At 40.5% G+C, this 18,749-nt stretch carries 23 protein-coding genes; 5 read left to right on the forward strand and 18 right to left on the reverse strand.

Annotated elements, in window-relative coordinates; genetic code table 11:
- Together ftsA and ftsZ are read left to right on the forward strand one after the other, a co-directional pair.
- Entirely contained in the window at nucleotides 1-1,227 is a 1,227-nt protein-coding gene (ftsA, locus tag LEP1GSC185_RS00515; protein WP_008591091.1) for a cell division protein FtsA, read from the forward strand.
- A gap of 11 nt (nucleotides 1,228-1,238) precedes the next feature.
- On the forward strand, nucleotides 1,239-2,426 hold the full coding sequence (gene ftsZ / locus LEP1GSC185_RS00520) for a cell division protein FtsZ (protein WP_008589880.1): 1,188 nt from the start codon (nucleotides 1,239-1,241) through the stop codon (nucleotides 2,424-2,426).
- Between the two features lies 1 nt (nucleotide 2,427).
- Here the strand turns inward: ftsZ and LEP1GSC185_RS00525 are convergent, their stop codons facing one another.
- The 6 genes from LEP1GSC185_RS00525 to LEP1GSC185_RS00550 form a co-directional block, all read right to left on the reverse strand.
- Nucleotides 2,428-3,501, reverse strand: a complete 1,074-nt coding sequence (locus LEP1GSC185_RS00525) for a lipoprotein LipL41 (RefSeq protein WP_008590705.1) — start codon at nucleotides 3,499-3,501, stop codon at nucleotides 2,428-2,430.
- Nucleotides 3,502-3,529: 28 nt separating this feature from the next.
- On the reverse strand, nucleotides 3,530-4,660 hold the full coding sequence (locus tag LEP1GSC185_RS00530; RefSeq protein WP_008589649.1) for a metallophosphoesterase: 1,131 nt from the start codon (nucleotides 4,658-4,660) through the stop codon (nucleotides 3,530-3,532).
- Nucleotides 4,657-5,490, reverse strand: a complete 834-nt coding sequence (locus LEP1GSC185_RS00535) for a bile acid:sodium symporter (RefSeq protein WP_008590201.1) — start codon at nucleotides 5,488-5,490, stop codon at nucleotides 4,657-4,659. The genes LEP1GSC185_RS00530 and LEP1GSC185_RS00535 overlap by 4 nt, the downstream gene beginning before the upstream one ends.
- A gap of 9 nt (nucleotides 5,491-5,499) precedes the next feature.
- Complete coding sequence (locus LEP1GSC185_RS00540) at nucleotides 5,500-6,024, reverse strand: hypothetical protein (RefSeq protein WP_008591787.1); 525 nt, start codon at nucleotides 6,022-6,024, stop codon at nucleotides 5,500-5,502.
- 8 nt (nucleotides 6,025-6,032) lie between these two features.
- A complete protein-coding gene (gene map, locus LEP1GSC185_RS00545) occupies nucleotides 6,033-6,779 on the reverse strand; it encodes a type I methionyl aminopeptidase (protein ID WP_008589911.1) in 747 nt (248 codons plus the stop codon).
- 74 nt (nucleotides 6,780-6,853) lie between these two features.
- Complete coding sequence (locus tag LEP1GSC185_RS00550) at nucleotides 6,854-7,486, reverse strand: low molecular weight phosphatase family protein (protein WP_008591256.1); 633 nt, start codon at nucleotides 7,484-7,486, stop codon at nucleotides 6,854-6,856.
- A gap of 115 nt (nucleotides 7,487-7,601) precedes the next feature.
- Here LEP1GSC185_RS00550 and LEP1GSC185_RS00555 point away from each other — a divergent pair, with 115 nt between their 5' ends.
- Nucleotides 7,602-8,417, forward strand: a complete 816-nt coding sequence (locus tag LEP1GSC185_RS00555; RefSeq protein WP_008590015.1) for an SDR family NAD(P)-dependent oxidoreductase — start codon at nucleotides 7,602-7,604, stop codon at nucleotides 8,415-8,417.
- Nucleotide 8,418: 1 nt separating this feature from the next.
- On the opposite strand, the gene LEP1GSC185_RS00560 is transcribed toward LEP1GSC185_RS00555, so the two are convergent.
- The 9 genes from LEP1GSC185_RS00560 to LEP1GSC185_RS00600 form a co-directional block, all read right to left on the reverse strand.
- Complete coding sequence (locus LEP1GSC185_RS00560; RefSeq protein WP_008591630.1) at nucleotides 8,419-9,177, reverse strand: amidohydrolase family protein; 759 nt, start codon at nucleotides 9,175-9,177, stop codon at nucleotides 8,419-8,421.
- Nucleotides 9,178-9,255: 78 nt separating this feature from the next.
- Nucleotides 9,256-9,849 (reverse strand): RDD family protein, encoded by a 594-nt coding sequence (locus LEP1GSC185_RS00565; protein ID WP_008589719.1) that lies wholly within the window; start codon nucleotides 9,847-9,849, stop codon nucleotides 9,256-9,258.
- Between the two features lie 10 nt (nucleotides 9,850-9,859).
- Entirely contained in the window at nucleotides 9,860-10,387 is a 528-nt protein-coding gene (locus LEP1GSC185_RS00570) for a hypothetical protein (RefSeq protein WP_008591418.1), read from the reverse strand.
- A gap of 137 nt (nucleotides 10,388-10,524) precedes the next feature.
- A complete protein-coding gene (locus LEP1GSC185_RS00575) occupies nucleotides 10,525-11,115 on the reverse strand; it encodes a glutathione S-transferase family protein (protein ID WP_008591085.1) in 591 nt (196 codons plus the stop codon).
- A 75-nt stretch (nucleotides 11,116-11,190) separates the two neighbouring features.
- On the reverse strand, nucleotides 11,191-11,595 hold the full coding sequence (locus LEP1GSC185_RS00580) for an MORN repeat-containing protein (RefSeq protein WP_008589956.1): 405 nt from the start codon (nucleotides 11,593-11,595) through the stop codon (nucleotides 11,191-11,193).
- A 68-nt stretch (nucleotides 11,596-11,663) separates the two neighbouring features.
- Complete coding sequence (locus LEP1GSC185_RS00585) at nucleotides 11,664-12,113, reverse strand: MarR family winged helix-turn-helix transcriptional regulator (RefSeq protein ID WP_232298418.1); 450 nt, start codon at nucleotides 12,111-12,113, stop codon at nucleotides 11,664-11,666.
- A gap of 79 nt (nucleotides 12,114-12,192) precedes the next feature.
- Nucleotides 12,193-12,720, reverse strand: coding sequence for an acyl-CoA thioesterase (locus LEP1GSC185_RS00590; RefSeq protein ID WP_008591466.1), 528 nt, complete (start codon nucleotides 12,718-12,720; stop codon nucleotides 12,193-12,195).
- Nucleotides 12,721-12,874: 154 nt separating this feature from the next.
- The gene (locus tag LEP1GSC185_RS00595) at nucleotides 12,875-13,777 is read right to left on the reverse strand and encodes a hypothetical protein (protein WP_008591361.1); all 903 of its coding nucleotides are present in this window, start codon (nucleotides 13,775-13,777) and stop codon (nucleotides 12,875-12,877) included.
- A gap of 2 nt (nucleotides 13,778-13,779) precedes the next feature.
- Complete coding sequence (locus LEP1GSC185_RS00600; RefSeq protein WP_008591741.1) at nucleotides 13,780-14,478, reverse strand: hypothetical protein; 699 nt, start codon at nucleotides 14,476-14,478, stop codon at nucleotides 13,780-13,782.
- Nucleotides 14,479-14,653: 175 nt separating this feature from the next.
- Here LEP1GSC185_RS00600 and LEP1GSC185_RS00605 point away from each other — a divergent pair, with 175 nt between their 5' ends.
- Nucleotides 14,654-15,553, forward strand: coding sequence for a FecR family protein (locus tag LEP1GSC185_RS00605; protein WP_008591451.1), 900 nt, complete (start codon nucleotides 14,654-14,656; stop codon nucleotides 15,551-15,553).
- Nucleotides 15,550-16,791 carry a hypothetical protein gene (locus tag LEP1GSC185_RS00610; RefSeq protein ID WP_008589884.1) on the forward strand — a complete coding sequence of 414 codons (1,242 nt, stop codon included), beginning with the start codon at nucleotides 15,550-15,552 and terminating at the stop codon, nucleotides 16,789-16,791. The genes LEP1GSC185_RS00605 and LEP1GSC185_RS00610 overlap by 4 nt, the downstream gene beginning before the upstream one ends.
- Before the next feature lie 108 nt (nucleotides 16,792-16,899).
- Here the strand turns inward: LEP1GSC185_RS00610 and ompL47 are convergent, their stop codons facing one another.
- The 3 genes from ompL47 to LEP1GSC185_RS19635 form a co-directional block, all read right to left on the reverse strand.
- Complete coding sequence (gene ompL47, locus LEP1GSC185_RS00615) at nucleotides 16,900-17,937, reverse strand: multi-beta-barrel domain surface protein OmpL47 (protein ID WP_010514800.1); 1,038 nt, start codon at nucleotides 17,935-17,937, stop codon at nucleotides 16,900-16,902.
- Between the two features lie 130 nt (nucleotides 17,938-18,067).
- Entirely contained in the window at nucleotides 18,068-18,550 is a 483-nt protein-coding gene (locus LEP1GSC185_RS00620; RefSeq protein ID WP_008590713.1) for a hypothetical protein, read from the reverse strand.
- Entirely contained in the window at nucleotides 18,551-18,706 is a 156-nt protein-coding gene (locus tag LEP1GSC185_RS19635) for a DUF488 family protein, N3 subclade (protein WP_008589961.1), read from the reverse strand.
- Between the last annotated feature and the right edge of the window lie 43 nt (nucleotides 18,707-18,749).

Here is an 18,749-nt window from a genome sequence, read left to right on the forward strand (position 1 = left end):
ATGGAATCTTCCGAAAGAATCATAGTCTCTCTGGATCTAGGGTCGGCACTCACAAAAGTGGTGGTAGGACGTCCTATCTCAGAATACGAAACTGAAATTATCGGAACAGGAATGTTCCCTTCTTCCGGGATCAAAAACGGATCCATTATCAATATAGAAGCGACAACCCGCTCTATTATCGAAGCAGTAAGCGAAGCAGAGCTCATGTGCGGCCAAGAGATCGGTTATGTGGTAGTAAACGTAACCGGTAAATCCGTTCGTGCGGACAATTCCAAGGGAGTTGTCGCGATCACAAACAGAGACAGAGTGGTGACCGAACCGGATATAGTCAGAGTGATAGAAGCTGCACAAGCCGTTAGAGTTCCTGCTGACCAAGAGATTTTACATGTTCTTTCCAAAGAATTCTCAGTAGACGATCAGACTTCTATCAAGGACCCGATCGGAATGACCGGAGTTCGTTTAGAAGCAGAAGTCCATATTGTAACAGCAGGTCTAACAGCACTTCATAATTTAGAAAAATGTATTGAAGCCGCGGGCCTCGCGGAAGAGACAAGAGTTCTTTCAAGTTTAGCTTCTTCCGATGCAGTTTTAACTTCCGGCGAAAAAGATCTAGGCACAGCGGTTCTGGATATAGGCGCGGGAATCTGCGATCTGATCGTTTATGTGGACGGAGGGATCGCTTATTCTTCCGTTATTCCATTCGGCGGATATAATGTTACTTCTGATCTTTCTATCGGTTTAAAGACCACGATTGAAACAGCGGAGCTTGTGAAAAAAAGATTCGGTCATTGTTCCTTAGAAGAAATTGATCCGACCGAAACAGTGGAGATCCCGCCGATCAGCGGAAGACCTGCCAGAACTGTTCTTAGAGAAGAACTAGTTCATGTGATCGAACCTCGTATGAGGGAAATTTTCGAAATGGTAGATGCGGAACTCGTCAAGTCCGGAAAAAAATCCTTCTTGGCCGGAGGAGTCATCCTCACAGGAGGAGGAAGCCTTTTGGAAGGAATAGAAAGTCTTGCAGAAGACGTATTTCGTCTAACGGTAACCCGTGCGAGACCCGCCGGACTTTCCGGACTTTCAGATAGAGTGTCTTCTCCCGAATTCGCTACCGCAGTCGGACTTATCAAATACGCCTCCAGGTTAGGGGACATGGAAAGAAAATCCCAGGATAGAAGCGAGACCTGGAGCAAAAAAATACGGAGATGGATAGAGGAAAATCTCTAAGGGAGTGATATATGTTACGTTTCGAAGAAGAAGAAAGATCAAACCCTGCTATTATTAAAGTTTTAGGGATCGGTGGCGGCGGAATGAACGCAGTCGCAAGAATGGCGAATTCCAGCTTAAGAGGCGTGGAATACGTTATCATGAATACCGACGAACAGGTATTAAAACGTTCCGAGATAGAAAATAAGATCGCATTAGGTTCTAAAACTACAAGAGGAATGGGCGCAGGAGGGGATCCTGAGTTAGGCGCAAGAGCAGCAGAAGAAGACAGAGAGAAGATCGCGTCCGTTATCCAAGGTGCAGACATGGTCTTTGTTACCGCCGGAATGGGAGGCGGAACCGGAACAGGAGCCGCGCCTATCGTTGCAAAGATCGCTAAAGAACAGAAATGCCTGGTAGTAGGTGTGGTCACTATTCCATTTTCTTTCGAAGGAAAAAGAAGAATGGAACTCGCCAAAAGAGGCGTGGAACAACTTCGTTCTTACGTTGATACTTTAATTTTAGTTAATAATGAATCCATCTTTCAAGTAGTAGAAAGGGATACCCCTATCGACCAGGCATTCAGAGTAATAGATGATATTCTTTTGAATGCAGTCAGAGGGATCAGCGATATCGTAAACAATCCAGGCATCATCAATGTGGACTTCGCTGATGTAAAAGCAATTATGAGAGATACTGGTGATGCAGTTATGGGAGTAGGAGAAGGTTACGGAGAAAACAAAGTTTCCGAGGCAGTGAACTTTGCGATCGATAACGCTCTATTGGATTCTCGCTCTATTGCCGGGGCCACTTCTCTATTGATCAATGTTACCGGTGGAACCGATCTTACTATTTCCGATTGGAACGAAGTATCTCAGATCATCACTTCTCAAGTGGATCCTAACGCAAATATCATCATTGGTTTAACTGAAGACGCGGATCTCGAAAAAAGAATCCGTATCACTGTAATCGCTACCGGGTTTAACAAAAGGGCTGCGGGCATCGGATCCGTTCCTAAATTACAATCCCAACCTCAAAGAAAAGTTGTAGGACTTCCGGAAATGGAAGAGCCTCGTCAAACTTTTAAAACAGAACCGGAAAGGATTAGCAACGACCCGGAGGCATACAGAGCGCTTAAATCAAAAAATCCTTCCGGAAACATGAAAGAAGATTATGATATTCCTGCTTTCTTAAGAAGAGGAGAAAAGGGAAGAGGTTAATTTACTTTTCTTGGGGTGCCTCTTCTTCTATCGAAGGAGGCGCCATCAATTCCTTTAGTTCTTTCAGATAATCGTTTTCGGGGCCGCCCAAACGGATTGCCTCATCGTAAAATTGAACCGCCTTTTGATAGTCACCTTCAGAAAAATAATAAGTAGCTAAATTCGCTTTCGCCGCCCAGGATTTTCCTTTCGCTTTTAGATCCGCTTTTTCCCAAGCGATCTTTGCTCTTTGGAAATTCGGATTTTCACCAGTAATCTCTTCATAACCTTCTAAAAGAAGAGCTTCCACTTCAGGATTTTCGTCTTCCGTAAAAATAGAAATATCTTCGGATTCTATTTTAGGTGAAAGCCTTCTTTGTATTTCCGAAATAGATTCATCCAACGCCGTAGCAAGAGAAGGGAGCATACTAGGACAACTAACGTCCCCTACTCCATTATATATGATAGAAGGTTTACTGAGGGTAGTCTTCATCATTTCTCCGGAATCTATTCGGATCAAATTTGCTTCTATCGGTATATAAACTTTTCGGACGCCTGTGGGCTTCATGATCGGATCTTCTACTAGAGAAGCTGCAGCCCTACTTAATTGTCTGTCCCTATCCTTACCGGCGGCAGCTGCTCTAAGAACGGCCATCCCAAGAGCAAGATAATCCATTTTTCTTTCCACATAACATTGGGACTCCGGTTGTTTGACGGAAACATATAAGACTGCGTCCACATCCAATATTTCTCCGATCTTTTTTCTGTTTTTTTGTATTCCCTCTATCGAAAGATCTTTTGATTCCAGAACATCCGCTCTATCTTTCAGATCCAAAATTTTAAAATAAGAATCTTTTGAAAAACTTTCATAAATTTTTCCGGGCACCATCAATACGAAAGAACGATTGCTTTCGTGGGCCCAGATCTCGGAAGTCAAAGGTTCTAATGCAAACGCGACCGTCTTCACTCCGTTTAAGAATTGTTTTAGATCTCTTCCTTCTTTTGTAGCTGGATATTTAGGATATTCTACGGTTACCGATTGGCAGGTCACAAAAACCCCAAGTAAACAGAATAGAAAGACTAACGTAAGCCTCATACTCGATCCGACCCTCCCCCCGTAAATTTTAGATCCCGTTTTTCGCCGTTTCTTTTTCGGAATTCGCGGGCAGGAGTTCCAACAAGATCAGATGAGGTCTTGCTCCGAATCGAATTCTAGGCGCTACATGACCTTCTGCTCCTAAACCTCGACTGACAATAATATCAGTATTTTCGTAGCCGTTCAATCCCCCAGCAGCGATATGTCTTGGAACTCTAGATAGGGTTAAGATGGGACCAAAAAACGGAACCTGGACTTGGCCTCCATGAGTATGTCCAGCCAGGACAAGATCCACTTTTTGATTCGGTTGATGCAAAACTGAATCAGGATAATGGCTGATCAAGATAGAATAAATATCCTGAGGGATTTCTCTTCTCAAACTCCAGATCAAAGTTTTGTTTTTATAATCAGGTAAACCTAATCCGATCAAGCCGATCTTATTTTTCCCAACCTGAAGGACTTTGGATTTTCGGTCCCAAAGGACCGATCCGCTCTTAGAATAAAAATCGGTATAACGCAGAATATGATCCACATCTCCGGTAACGAAAAAGAATCCATGATTGCTCTTAAATTCTTTCAGATAAGAAGTTACGATCGGATATAAGGAAGTATGATTCATCACATCCCCCGTAAATAAGATCAGGTCCGGCTGGAAACGATTTGCTTCGTCCCTAACTTCTAAATGTAGATTCCGAATATCATCCGTTTGTAGATCGGAGATATGAACAATCTTAATGGGAGAAATTATTTTATCCGATCGGATCTGTATACGTTCCACATCCAGAAAATTCGGTTCCCAAACTTCCGAATAATATTTGATACTAACCAAAAAGATAGAAATGAATAGAAAAACGATTCTCTTGGAAAATACGAAATGAACTATACCAAAAATCGGCAGAGCGATCGTCAGAATAGTCCAAGCAATCCTAACTCGGATAAAAGAACTCACATCCAAAAAGAATGGAATGGTAGATGAAAGGACCAGATAGATCAGTGTAAGAATTAGAATCCTTTTATAAAAGGAAAGATCCCATTCTTTGGAGATTATAAACTTTCTTTTATTTCCTAAAAATATAAAAAGAAATAAAGCAAAAGTAATAATTACCAAAACATCTATTATAAAATTGGATCGAGAATACTCATTCAGATAAAAATTCATATCTGGCTCTTCTTTCCATTCCAAAATTCAGCAGCGATCGCACTCAATAAATACATTACGGTTCCGTACATAAGTACTGTAAGCAATGTCTCACTTTGTTTTATATGAAGTTCCGCAAGAAGAAGAGCCAAGGATAAACTCCTGATCCCCGAAACCATAGACAAAGAAGACCTGACTTCCTTTGAAGAATGAAACAAAAAGATCCCGGGAAGAAGAGAAAATCCTACAGAAACGGCAGCACCGATCCAAGCAACCCAACCTAGACTCAGCGCAAATTCTCCATATTGGAAAATCAAAAGTAAGATCGATAATATCAAACAGAAAGTGCTAAATTTTTCCACCCAGGGGGCAATCGGATCGGAAAATTTAGGAAAGAAGTATTTGCTAAAAAGTCCCAAAAGCAATGGTAAACCTTGCAAGAAGGTCCCGATCAAAAAAAGTTTTAAGAAAAGATCAAAGTTAAATCCGGAGCCGCCTTGGTAGATAGAAAAGATCAAAGGAGTCAGAACAGTATTCGCACCGTTCAATAATGCAATCAACATTCCGCCTAACGCAGGATTCCCCTTTGCCCTTAATACAAACAACCCCCCGGAAGCTCCTCCGGGAGAAGCGGCACAAAGAAATATGGCAGCGAACGCAAGTTCGGATACTCCTAACAGTTTTCCCGAAAAAAACACGAAAACGGGAAGTATCCCGAAATTCCAAAAGAATGCGAACACAAGGATCGGAATAAACTTAGACCAAGAGCCCAATTCCTTTTTTTCTATTCTCAATCCCAAGCCGTACATCGAGGAAAGGGAAAGGAGAATGAGCACGATCCGTATTAACATTTTCTAATTTTACGAAAGACTCTTTTTAAGGAAACTTCTCTCTTTGATCGTTTGAGAAATAAAACTAGCGATCGCAAAGAAAAACGCAAAGCCAAGGAAAAAATAAGGAGCGATAGAAACTTGCTCTTCCGGAATATTATTTTGGACTAACATTCCGTAGAATACTACTACGAATAAAGCCGCCGGAACTGTAAGCACCGAGCCTAAATTAACGAATAACTTATATTGAATGGACCCGTTCTCGGCTTTTTTAGCGTAACCAAAGGACCATAACCAGTTCCTATGTTTAGCCAACTGGGAAGCGTTTTGGAAAAAAAATTTGTCTCCTTCCGCTTTGACAATATATCCTGCCTTTCCGAATTGAGAAGAGGCTGAGTTTATATCCGACTTCAATTCTCCGGATAAAATAGCCGGAAAGAAGGAGCCGAAATATTTTTTGGAAAAAGTTTCCTTTTGTTTTCTATCCCATATAGAAACAACAAATACCAGAATGAAAATCAGTATCGGAAGTACGTTTAAAATTATAGTGATCATCTTTGTTTTTATGCCGCAGTTAAAATGATCGGCCCAAGTTCGGTGACTACTACTGAATGTTCAAACTGAGCTGTAAAAGAACCGTCAGGAGTTTTTAAAGTCCATCCGTCCGATTGTTCCACAAAGTCCTCTGCTCCCGTCGAAACAAAAGTTTCCACCGCGATTACCTGTCCCGATTTTAAAATTCGCTTATCTCTTGGTTCATAATAATTACAAATATCGAATGGTTCTTCGTGAAGGGATTTACCTACTCCATGCCCGCATAAGGTACGGATCACTTTGTATCCATTCTTCTTCGCAGTATTCTCGATTGTTCTTCCGATCGAATTCAGTTTTTCTCCGGTCTTCACTCCGGAAAGAGCAAGTTTCAACGCTTCTGAAGACACATCCAAAAGTTTAGTTAAACCTTTGTCATCTTTACCGACGATCAATGTAAAACCGGTATCAGCAAAATAACCGTTCAACTCCAACGAAACGTCAAGGTTCAGAAGGTCACCTTCTTTCAGGATACGATTACTTGGAATTCCATGAGCGATCTCAGTATTCAAACTTATACAAGTGTATCCGGGAAATTTATACATCAGTTGAGGAGCGCTTCTCGCCCCAAACTTAGAAAAATATGAATGAGCAATACGATCCAATTCTTTGGTGCTAATCCCTGGTTCCGCAGCCTCTCTCATCTTGACCAAGGTTTCGGCAGTGATCTTGCCAATCTTTTGTAGCGCTTCAAGGTCTTCCTTATTACGAACCGTCATAAATATTAGTTCTACAGAGAGAAACTAGATGGCAAACGATAAATGTGGGAATTCCAACCGGAACCGAAAGAATCTCAAAGTTTCTGCTTCACTTCCCGGAAAGTATAAAGAAGTTCGGAAGCAATTAGATCGCAGGTCAGCAAATATTTTTCCAAAGGATTTTCAGAATCGTCCGCCGATTTTGGATCTTCAAAAGGAAGAGAGATCCTTGCTTCCGCGCCAGGAACATAAGGACACGATTCATCTGCTTGCGAACAAACTAAAACTGCAATGAACTCGGAGACAGGATTCGGTGCATCTTGGAATTTTTTAGAATATGCGATCAAAGCAGGAGTTCCATCCGCCCACCAAATGGAATATTTAGGATTACGAGGAGGTCCTTGGTTCTCTAAACGAAACCCGCAATTTTCCAATGCATTCACCGCATTCGGATGAAACTCTGTAACAGTTGTTCCGCCTGAAAAAGATCTAACTCCCGGGAAATCAAAATAGTGAGGGATACAGGCGGCGAATGCCTGAGCTATCTGGCTCCTTCTCGAATTATGGGTACATATAAAAACTAAATTCGCTTTTTGTTTGGTCTCGAAGGATTGAAGAATGAAATCCGCCAAAGAAGATAGCACCGCCCTTCTTTCATTAGGGATCTTATCGATCAAAGAAAGTTTCGTATCCAAATATGTTTTTAAAGGTTGGAATAAAGGAGACATTCCGGGAACTTTAAGTTCCTTTTTTAAAGGAGCAAGCTAGATTTTTCAAGTTTTGAAAGGCTTTGACATATTTCAGCTCATCAGGGATGAATTGCGAAATCGAAAAGGAAACTAAATGAAAACGAACAACTCTTTAAAAACAGTATTAGTTACGGGAGGATCATCCGGAATAGGTAAAGAACTTTCCATCTTACTATACAAAGATGGTTATAACGTATTAGTAGTCAGCATTTCCAAAGAAGAATTAAAACTTCTGGATAAAGAATGCAAAGAAATAGACCCTTCGGGAAAATTAGAAACCTTAGAAACGGATCTAACTCAAAACGAAAGTATCCCTAAAATCTTAAAATGGATCTCTAAACTAAACTTAGAAGTCGATGTCTTAGTCAATAATGCAGGATTCGGACTTTGGGGAAAATCCTGGGAACTGTCTCCGGAAAAAGTGGACTCGATGCTTCGACTGAATATGAATGCAGTTACTATACTTTCCAACGAATTTTCAAAAAGAATGATAGAACGTAAGAACGGTTTTATATTGAATGTTGCATCCACTGCTTCTTTACAACCTTTGTCTCATATGGCAGCCTATGCTGCAAGCAAGGCTTATGTAGTCAGTTTTTCAGAAGCGCTAAGAGCGGAACTTGCTCCTTATGGAATCAAACTTGGGATCTTATATCCGGGGACCACTAAGACAAATTTTCTATCAGTCGCGGGAATCCATAAAGAAAACAAAAAAGGAAGCTTAGGGAATCTTGCCTACTCGATCGCGATGGATCCGAAAGATGTAGCAAAGGTTGCATTCAATGCGATCCAAAATAAAACCGAAAGGTCAATTCCGGGATTTATGAATAAGACACATTATTATTCTACGAAAATATTTCCGTCCTGGATCGTAAAAAAAATAGCGGATCGGATCTTTAAAAAGGAATGAGTTATACTTTTACGTTTACTCCGTAGAATTCAAGAGCATTCGAATATAGTACTTTTTGTAATAATTCACCTTCGAATGTATCCGTAACTAAATGTAAGTCCTCTTCGGTAAAAGGAGCGGGAGAACGAGTAGAAGGAAGGTCTGTCCCGAACATCAAGGCATCCGGGCTGATTTCCGCAATTTCTACTAACGCAGACCTTATATCCATATTAGTCCTGCCAAATCCTGTGGCCTTTATTCTCACACCTTTTTCTACCAATCTTAAGATAGTTGAAAATCCTTCCTTAGATAGCCCCAAATGATCTATGGAAACTTTGGGTAGAGACAATAACACTTCTTCCAAAAATTCATCTATCTCTTTGGCATCTATATATAATTCCACATGCCAACCCGCTATATCGTAAACTCTTGCCCCCATTTCCTTAATCTTGGAAATCTCCTCAGAGCCTCCCCTTCTCACATTAAAGCGGACAGCTCTCACTCCAGATTTATGAAGAGATAAAATTTCGGAATCTTTAGTATTTGCGGGAAGCTGAGTAACACCCACATAATTTTTTCCTAACGCGGAAAGCGTATCCAACAGATAGGTTTGATCGAAAGCCTGAAAAGAACCGGAAACAACCGCGCCACCTTTGATCCTAAGCCAATCCGCCTGCTTATTATAATCGGAGACCGTAAAAGGCTCCGGCAAGAAGCCGTGATTAGGCACCAAAGGAAATCTTGGATCTATGATATGAAAATGAGAATCGAAGATCCGCATTTTTGTAGTATAACATTTACGGAATGTGAGTCAAGAGAATGTAGATATGAAATTTATTTCCTTAAAAGACCATGGCCCCTATTCCACTCTATAACGAAGCACCCTGGTCCCGGCAAAAAGGTCGTGTAATGCGGTCCTTTTATGAGAAAAGAAGATACAAAGGACTGAAATCCCATAATATATGATAGAATCCCAAAAAGTGAAATTATCCAAAGGGTTCCATTTGTTCAAGATCCTATGAATACCCGCCAAAGGTAGACCCTCCATCTCCGCCTGATGAGCCATAAATATCCTAGAATCGTATACTGCGCTCATGATCGTCACTAACGATAAAACAAGTTCAGGTAAGGTCCGAATAAAAGATCGAACCCATCCTAAACGTCCCTTGCCGGAATCGGTAACGATTATCCCGGCAAACGCCTTGCCAAGAGTTCTACCATACAAGGCATGCATTACGAATCTATACCCGATATAAAGTAAAGAATGTAAGGCCGTATAGAATGGGAACAATTCGTACACAAACTTATTATGATAATAAAAAACCATGATCTGAGGGATCAAAACGGGACACAGGATCAAAAAATCCAGAAACTGAGCATACACCCTTCTGCTCAAACTCGCATAAGACAAATGTCTTTCTTCAGTATTAATTTTTTCGAATATACTCTTCATTTGTAAATAATTATAGGATATTTCTAAAGTGAAAAACGAACCATCTAAGCTCTTTGCCGCTCTCGCAGAGATAAAAACCGTCTTTATGAGCTACAACATCGGGATCCTTGGAAATTTCCGCCCAAAATCCTTTGGAACAAGGCCCCCACCAGTCCGGTTTACAATTTCCTTGGTCAAAATTTTCAGGCCAGTCGTTTGGATAAGAATCGAATCTACGATTTAAACCGGGATGGTTTTTGAATCGTTCCAGAATTGTTTTCCGAAACTCTGGATTTTCCACTTTATATTTTGAGAAGACCACCCAAGATTCTTTAAATCCGCAACGTTTGATAAAGTAATCAGAGATACCGTTTGGAATACCGATGATCCCAAACTTTTCCGCCTGAGCCCGTGTTAGGCCCTTAAATTCAAAACGATCCGTAAAGTCAGGAATATCGGAACCGTTCCGAAAGAAAGAATATAGAAAAATCCCTAAAACGATAAGAATAACAGCGCTTACGCACGTTAGTAGAATCTTAGAAGTGAAATATTTCGCCATTTTTTCGCCGGGATCGGATCGGCCGAATCTTAACGGTAGAATATGGAAACCAAAAGTAAGGAATCAAGGAGAATTTAGAAAAGCATACTTACTTACTTCTCTCAATTCGAACATGTAGTTCTTCAGATATAGATCCTTCAGTATATCGGAATAAAATTCGGGATCTTTTTGATCCTTTCTATCCAAGAGATAATATTTGGAAAATCGGCAAGAGAAAATTGACCTTCTTCCGCCACATGTGTATATGCAAAAAGAGAAATGTCAGCAATGCTCGGTTCTTTCGAACCGAAGAATTGATTTTTAGCAAGATAGTCGTCCATAATCCGAAGAGCATTCATTCCTTTGGGAAGATTTTCGGAAATTCTAGGATCATCTTTTTTATTCTGCAATCGAATAAGACTTCTATTCACTGCAATATAGGGCTCATGACTATATTGTTCAAAGAACATCCATTGTAGTATTCTGGACTGGATCAAAAGATCGTTCGGGAAGAAGTCGGTTTTATTCGCCAAGAAGTACAGGATCGCATTGGATTCGGAAAGAAATTCGCCCGAGTCCAATTCCAGCAAAGGAACTTTGCCCACCGGATTTTTGAGAAGAAATTCTTTTGTCTTAGTTTCACCGTTTCTGACGTTGATCTCGATCCATTCATAAGGGATTTTCAATAAATGTAATAACAGTTTGATCTTGTAACAATTTCCTGAAACGGAAGTACCGTAAACTTTCATCTTAGTGGCCTGCAAGTTAATATCTAACTAGCCTAAACTTCAAGCGGAGATCCGCAATGGAAAAAATAATATATTTCATTTTGAATTTTTAGCCAAGACCTGCTTATCGTCCGCCCATTCCCCTTCGAAAATCAATACCCCGTCGGGATCAGTCAATTTACCAAAACCGTTTCTCTTATTCAATTTCCATTGGCCTTCATAAACGGTACCGTCCGAATATTTGTAAATCCCATTACCTTCTTTATTACCACGATCCCAGTCTCCATCGTAAGACTCGACTCCTCCTAATACAAGTTTACCTTTTCCATGGGCTAGTCCATTTTGAAAACTTCCATCATAACGATAAGATCCGGACATGATCTTTGTCCCAAATCCATTCTTACAATTTCCGGAAATACAACTGGGAGAAAAAAAATAGTACGCGAAGAATAGAAAGATAGGTATCAATAGGATAGGATAATAACTTTTGTTCATAGTCATTGGGAAATCGGTACAACTTATAAAGATCTATTTTAAGAGAAAAAATAAAGGATAGATTTGTAGATCTCTTAAGTTTCAGATCTGGAAAAATCTTTGAAATTCCTTTTACGAACGATCGAATTCAATCTTTTTAATAATCTTTTCAGATCGTCTTCTCCCATAGCTTCCGTCACTGCAGCCTGAGCTTCTTCCCAGATCGGATATGCTATCCTCAAAGCTTCCAAACCTTTTTGGGTTAAGATTACTTTTCTCGCTCTTTTATTTTCGGAAGGAACATCCGCAACATATCCTAATTCTTCCAAAGGAGTCAGGTTACGGATCAAAGTAGTTCTATCTAAAACAAGAAGATCCGCTAACTCAGCAAGCCCAAGACCGTCCGTTGCACCAAGAGTATGCAATAAACTGAATCTTTGGGAAGTAAGGCCGGCCTTCTCCAATTCTCTATCATAAAATTGAGTGACTGCCCGAGAAGCCCTGCGCAAATTAAAGTTCACACAACTTAAACCTGCGCTAAGCATATCTGCTTTGCTCGGAAATTTTTCAGACTTCCGAGCCGTAGTATTTTGAGACTTCTTGGACATTGGATCAAAAGGACTATCAGTCTTGGGAATATTTTCCCTCCGACACTTGTTTTCGCAACTGTTTTACCCTGTCCTCAAAAGAACCGTCATTCAAACCGGACTCACTAAATACAAAGTTCCCTAAAAAAGACATCATCTCTTGGTCATGCCGAACAGGACGTCCCTTTTGAAGATCGATAAAAGAAAACTGTGCTCTTAAAACAGCCTTCAACCGACTTCCTTCCTTGTCCAAAAGTAAGTATTCATTGTGGATCGTTGCGGGAGTCAGCTTGATCAAACGAGTTACGATCTTCACAACATCGTTCTGCTTGACCGGTTCCAAATATTGAGTCTCCACTTTACTTACCACCCAAGATTTACCCGAGCTGGAACCGTATTCGTAAAAATCGAAATTTGCGGTCTCCCTCAACTGCTCGGAACGAGCTTCCAAAAAATAATCCATATACCTTGCGTTATTCAAATGCCCGAAAGGATCACAATCCTGGAAGCGAATCCTTGCAAAACTATAAGGGGAAAGCACCGGTTTATCAATCGTCAATTCCATACCGAATCTCCTAAGAGAAATAATGTGCACTTACATATATGTAATTACACATGTGTAATTACAGGAATTAGACCTGTCGAAACCTTGGTCAAGGCAAAAAATCACATTTTCCGCGCTATTGGAGCTCCTAAAAAAGGGTTCTAATTTTGGAAGGTCAGTCCAGTTTCGAAGGCAGAAGGTCTAATAACTCGGACCACTTTTTTTTATCCTCTATGCTGATCTTACTTCTTCTATCATAGCGAATATTATAAATTCCGAATTCTCCTCTATACAATTTAGAAACCTGTGCTGATGAAGTCAGCCTACCACAACCGGAATGCTCCCAGGAATACGAAATTTTTCCCGACTTCTCAGACTCCAAACCCCAAATAACGTTCGGACATTCCTTTTTTTTACCGGACTCCAATAAGGAATAAATTTCAGATGGAGAAGAAGCTCTCACTTTATAAACATGAATGGAAAGCATTTCATTCCAGAACAATAAAGACTCGGACTTAGGGACGTATTGTAATAATGCCTGATCCATTCTGTCCACATCCGAGACCAGTCTCCACTCCCTCCCGTCCAGGCGAATAGATTCCCCTTCCGCATCCAATAGAAGGTCCTTTCTGAACTGTTTTTTATCTGATTCATGGACGGATACCTCTGTTTGCAAATGAGTAATCTGTCCATTATCGTTTTTTAATGCGATCCGGATCCATTTACGAGTAGTCCCGATCTTTCGGATCCATTCTTTGTTTTCGGAGGCTTCTATCTTAAATTTCAAAAGGACAGACCCAACTGAAAGTGGTTTTTCCTGTTGGAATAACGGAATGTCGGAAGAATTTTCATTTAATTCAAATCCTTCTATGCCTATCAAAAATGGATTTTTTACCATTCCTTTCACGAAGATCTCTATTTTCCTAGGTTCCGTTCTATAAAAGATCTTCTCTATTTTAAACCAATCGTTTTCAGATTTCTTCTTGCGGACCATATCCGGAAAACAAAAAGTAAATAAGAATATACAAAAAATAGAAATTACTATTTTAGAATGTAATTTTCCTGAAGAAAGATACAAAATTAACCTGCAACGAATCTTCTTCGAATAGAAACAAAATGAGCGAATAAGACGGAAGGAACTATAAAAGAAGGCAACCATACGTAGGGGAATTGGAGCACCGCAATGTTCGGCCTTTCAAAAGATAATTTTTGGAAAGGCCCCGGCGCGGATAAGATCCCCAAGGCCACTATATTCAGTAAAAATAATAGGCCTACTATATTCCAAAACAAAATCCAATTTTTAGAAGAGGAACGTCGATTCAAAATAAAAAATGCAGCAATCGGAGCGGTCAACCCGATTAGAATGTCGAAATTCCAACCTGCAAATGTCATACTGATAGGGATCCAGCCGTACATTGCCAACCAATATAAAACTAACTCCACCGGTATCCTGGCCAAATGTAAATATGTTAAATTGACTTCTGGGATCTGATCCATCCAAGCTCTACTGGATGGAAAAAAGAAAAGTAAAACTAAAAACAAGACCGGTGGGGCAACCGCACATAAAAATCTAGGCGGAAAAGAGTCAGTAACAAGATAAAATCCGACCCCACTTAAGATCCCTTGCAATACAAGCCAAGCAGCCAAAACCAAAAGTATCAAAGAAGAGCCGATCCAATTTTTTCTAGAGCCCAGGATGAGTGAGAAAAAATATCCTAAAATAGCAAATACGGTAGAACCGAAAATTATCGGAACAAGTGGCGGGAGATGAGCAGACATTACGATCTCCAAAATGAGGCCCAAATCATTGGAATTTCAGAAAATATGGCAATCACTTTCCTGGAAAATTGAGGCAATTCTTCCTTCTCCTTTTTCACCTAAGCGCCGTATTTTGTTGGAATTCCCACAAGATTCCCTTCTAATGATAGGATAGAACTAGTATCCAGGATAAATCATGGCCTCCCAGAATTTCTCTTTTTCGATATCTCGATCCAGACTGTTTCAATTTTTTACGATCTTACTCATCTCCGTTTCTTTGATCGGAATTCTTGCTGAACCGAAAAAAGGAGTCCACGAAGATGTTTTCGAATATAAGGTAAAGAAGAACGATACCTTATCCAAAATCGCAAAGGAATTCCTGCAAGACCCAAGAAATTGGAAAGAATTATTAAAATATAATGAAATTCCAAACCCTTCTTTGATTAGAGAGGGTACAACTCTTCTCATCCCAGGCTTCTTAAGAAAGGACACTATTTCCGCGACAGGAGAAATCATAAAACCTAATGCAGGTCCAGTGGCAATTGCAGATTTCCAAAAGGGACAAGTTCAATTCTCAAGAGATTTTACCCCGACAGGACTCCCGGCAAGTTGGTCCAAACTTTCCAAAGACCAATTATTGAACATGGACGATTGGGTCCAAACTGGACAAGGCTCTTCTTCTAAAATCATATTCACCAAAAACGGAACAGTCGTAGAGCTAAGAGAGAAGACCTTAACCAAGATAGTAAAAACAACTTCAGAATCTATTTCGGAATTTAAACTGAATAAGGATGGAGGGATTCTTGAACTCAAGTCCGGATATCTGGAGGCTAAGGTACCTCCTAAAAAGCCGGGAGATGATACTCGCAAATTTATGGTAGTAACTCCTACGGCTGTTGTGGGAGTGAGAGGAACTGAATTATACGTGAATGCTCCCGATCCTGAAAATACTATGGTCGGATGTTACAAAGGAGAATTAGAAGTCTCCGCTGAAGGAAAAACAGTGGCGGTTCCTGCCGGATTCGGAACTACTGTGGTAAAAGGACAGGCGCCTTCCAAACCGGAAAAACTTCCCGAAAAGGTTGAGTTAGAGTGAGAATTCTGGATCGGAATATTATAAAATATAAATTTTCATTTTTATTATCTTTTCTGCTTCTTCTTTCGGGAGAGGCATTTTCCGAACAACAAAGAGTAAGCCTTCGTTGGAAACCTAGCCAAGGTGCAGAAAGTTATCTGATCGAACTTTCAGAAGATAGGGAATTTCTAAGAATACATCATTTTTATAAGACTAAAAACTTCCGTTATGAATTCAATTCACAAGATTCAAAGTTCTACGTTCGTGTAGTCGGGATCAATGTGGATGGAGGAAGAGGAGTTTCCTCTCCGATAATATCTTTGGCCGAAAAATTCGCCGCTGCACCTAAAGTAAAAGTGGAGAGGCCTTCTACAGTAGTCGCTTCTTCAGAAGAATTGCGGATCTCTCTGGGCGGCGATCCTAAGACGGGCGAACCTTCCTCCAATTCTCCCGGATCTGCAAACTCCCAAAAACAAGTACCCGTTTCTACATATTATAGAGTGAACGGAGGCGAATGGCAAAGGTACGACGGTTCCATTTCTCTTTCCCAAGAAGGTTGGAACGAGGTGGAATTCTATTCCGAAGATATATTAGGAAATAAAGAAACGCCTAAAAAGACAAAATATCTCAAAGACACGACCGCCCCCCAAGTCCGTTTGATAGGAGAAAAGAAGGGACAATCAGGTTTAATTGAGATCAAATCCGGAGCAGAACTTACATTACAGGTTACTGAAGAAGGTTCCGGAATGGAAGAGATCACGATCAATCTTGCAGCCAGAGACGGAAGCGGAGCAGAAGTGAACTTAACGCTCTCCGGAGAAGAGACAAAGAAACCGATCAAAATTTCTTCCTCCGGTATAGACGGACTTTCGACTCTTCGTTGGGAAGCGAATGACAAAGCAGGGAATTATATACAATCAGAGATCCCTTTACTGATAGATGCGAAACATCCAGTCTGCGTATTCGCTCCTACAGAAGGTAAACTTCGGGAAGATGGGATCTATTATCTAAAAGAAAACGGACTCATTGCTATTCGTTGTGAAGACCCGGGCACTGGATCAGGACTTTCTAAATTGGAATACAGAATAGGAAATGGTCAGGTTCAGCCTTACCAAAGTCCGATTGGATTCAACACCGGAGTTCATTCGGTGACAGTTTATACTTCGGATAAAGTCGGAAACCAAGCAGAGTTCAAGATCAAAGTGAACGCGTTAAAGCCTGATTGGCAGAAGACCGGATCCGAACTTCAAGAAAAATAAGAATAAAAGATTATTACAGCGCCGCTCCCAGCTTCCCTGGGGTTCACGCTACGACTATAAAGAAAGAAGAAGGGACCCGTATTTTCAACGGATCCCTTTTGGCGGTTCCTAATTTTCTGTGCTTGGTGAAGCAGAAGAACTTGCAGGTTTAGTTGCCGGGGCTGGAGAGCTAGGCTTATTATCCACTTTCTGGATCTTAGTCTCAGGAGGAGTGGTATCTACTATAAAAGCGATCTTCTTCACATCACTTTCGTTACCGACCGAATCTACTGATTTAGCTTCGATCGTGTGATTTCCTTGTGCTTCTACAGAAACTGGATCAGCGTATAATTTCCATTCGCCTGAATCCAATTTATAAAAGATCTGCTTAATTCCGGATAATGTATCCGAAGCCTTGATGGTAAAAGCATTTCCGCTTTTCACAAAAATTTTATCTTTTACGGTTACAAGAGCAGAACCGAAAAGTTCAACCATCGGTTTCTCTTGGTCCACTGTTACTGCCAAAACGGAATCGGTAGAAGTATTTCCTGACTTATCAGTTGCAGAAAATTTAATGGTGTTCACCCCGGCTTTTTCCAACTGGATGGGTTTACCGTCATAAACTTTTGGCTCTGCTCCATTGATAGAGACCTTGATATCTTGAACACCCGCCAGGTTATCCTGAGCGGTAATAGAGTACGTTAGAGTTTTAGTAGCATAGTTCGTATTTTCATGAACTATTAATGCAGCACTTGGAGTGATCTTGGTAGAAGGAGGGGTATTATCCACAAGAACGTTAAAATGTTTTTCCGGTTCTTTATTCCCGGCTTTATCCACCGCTCTGTAAGTGATCTTAGTCAGACCTTCTCTTACCAATGTAATAGAAGAAACATATTTAGTATAATCTCCTGATCCGATCTTATATTCGATATAATCCACACTGGAACCCTCGTCCTTAGAGTTAAATTCGAAGGAAGATTGGGAGTTGATATATAGATCCGGTTTTTCTCCGGAAGATGATTCTCTTTCCGTTCCGGACGGCTTAGTAGTTTCCGCCTTAGGCGTGGTAGATTTCGGAGGAGCAGTCGTACCTGGCGAAGTTTGAGCGAGAATAGCGCTGGAGACTAGCATACTTGCTAGAAGGACCCATAAGGGATTACGATTCATTCTTTTCTCCAATGGAAAATTAGTGTTATCACTGTTTGACGAGAAAATATACACGGAATCTTCTCTTTCTTTGTGAGAAATTTGAAAAAATTCCGACTAAATTTCGTCAACTTTCCGGAGAAAAAATCTTCTATTTCTTTTCCTTTTTAGAGAAGGATCCGGACTTCCAAAATTTGTAAACTGGCAAAAAACTGCCTAAAACAGGCAATAACATCAAAATAGCGTAGATCCTAGAAAACAGACTTGCTGCTCCGTTCTGGACCACATTCGTAGCGTTATACAATGTCAGATCGGAAACGATTACTACGCATAAATCGTAATTTTGTAATGTAGAATATACGAAATAAACGGGGATATAAGCGATATAAAAATACAAACTAACCAAGAATGGAAAGACCACGAGCGACTGTCCCACCAAACCGCCCGAAGGTGATCCGAACCAAACTAAAAACAAGGCCAAGACTGAAATCGCAAAAGAAGCCTGAGTAAATAAAAGAAAAATACTATCGTCGCCTTGTGTGCAGGTACCCGCTTCTGCCAAAACGATACATAACGGAATGAATAAGAATAGAAGGTCGCCGAGCCAAAATAGGATTTTTTTAAGTATATTCATTTATTTGGACAAAAATTCCTTTAGCACAATCGCTTTATTATATTCCAGATTTTTAGAAGAATATAAAAAGGTGATCACTTTTTCATCCATAGAAACTTTTAATTTTTCCAAACCTTCCGGGTTGGATTTTAATTCTGCCCAATATCTTTTTTCCATCCTCTTCGGAAGGGGCGTCATACACTCTTTTGATCTTGATCTG

The organism is Leptospira licerasiae serovar Varillal str. VAR 010 (genome assembly GCF_000244755.1).
Lineage (GTDB): Bacteria > Spirochaetota > Leptospiria > Leptospirales > Leptospiraceae > Leptospira_B > Leptospira_B licerasiae.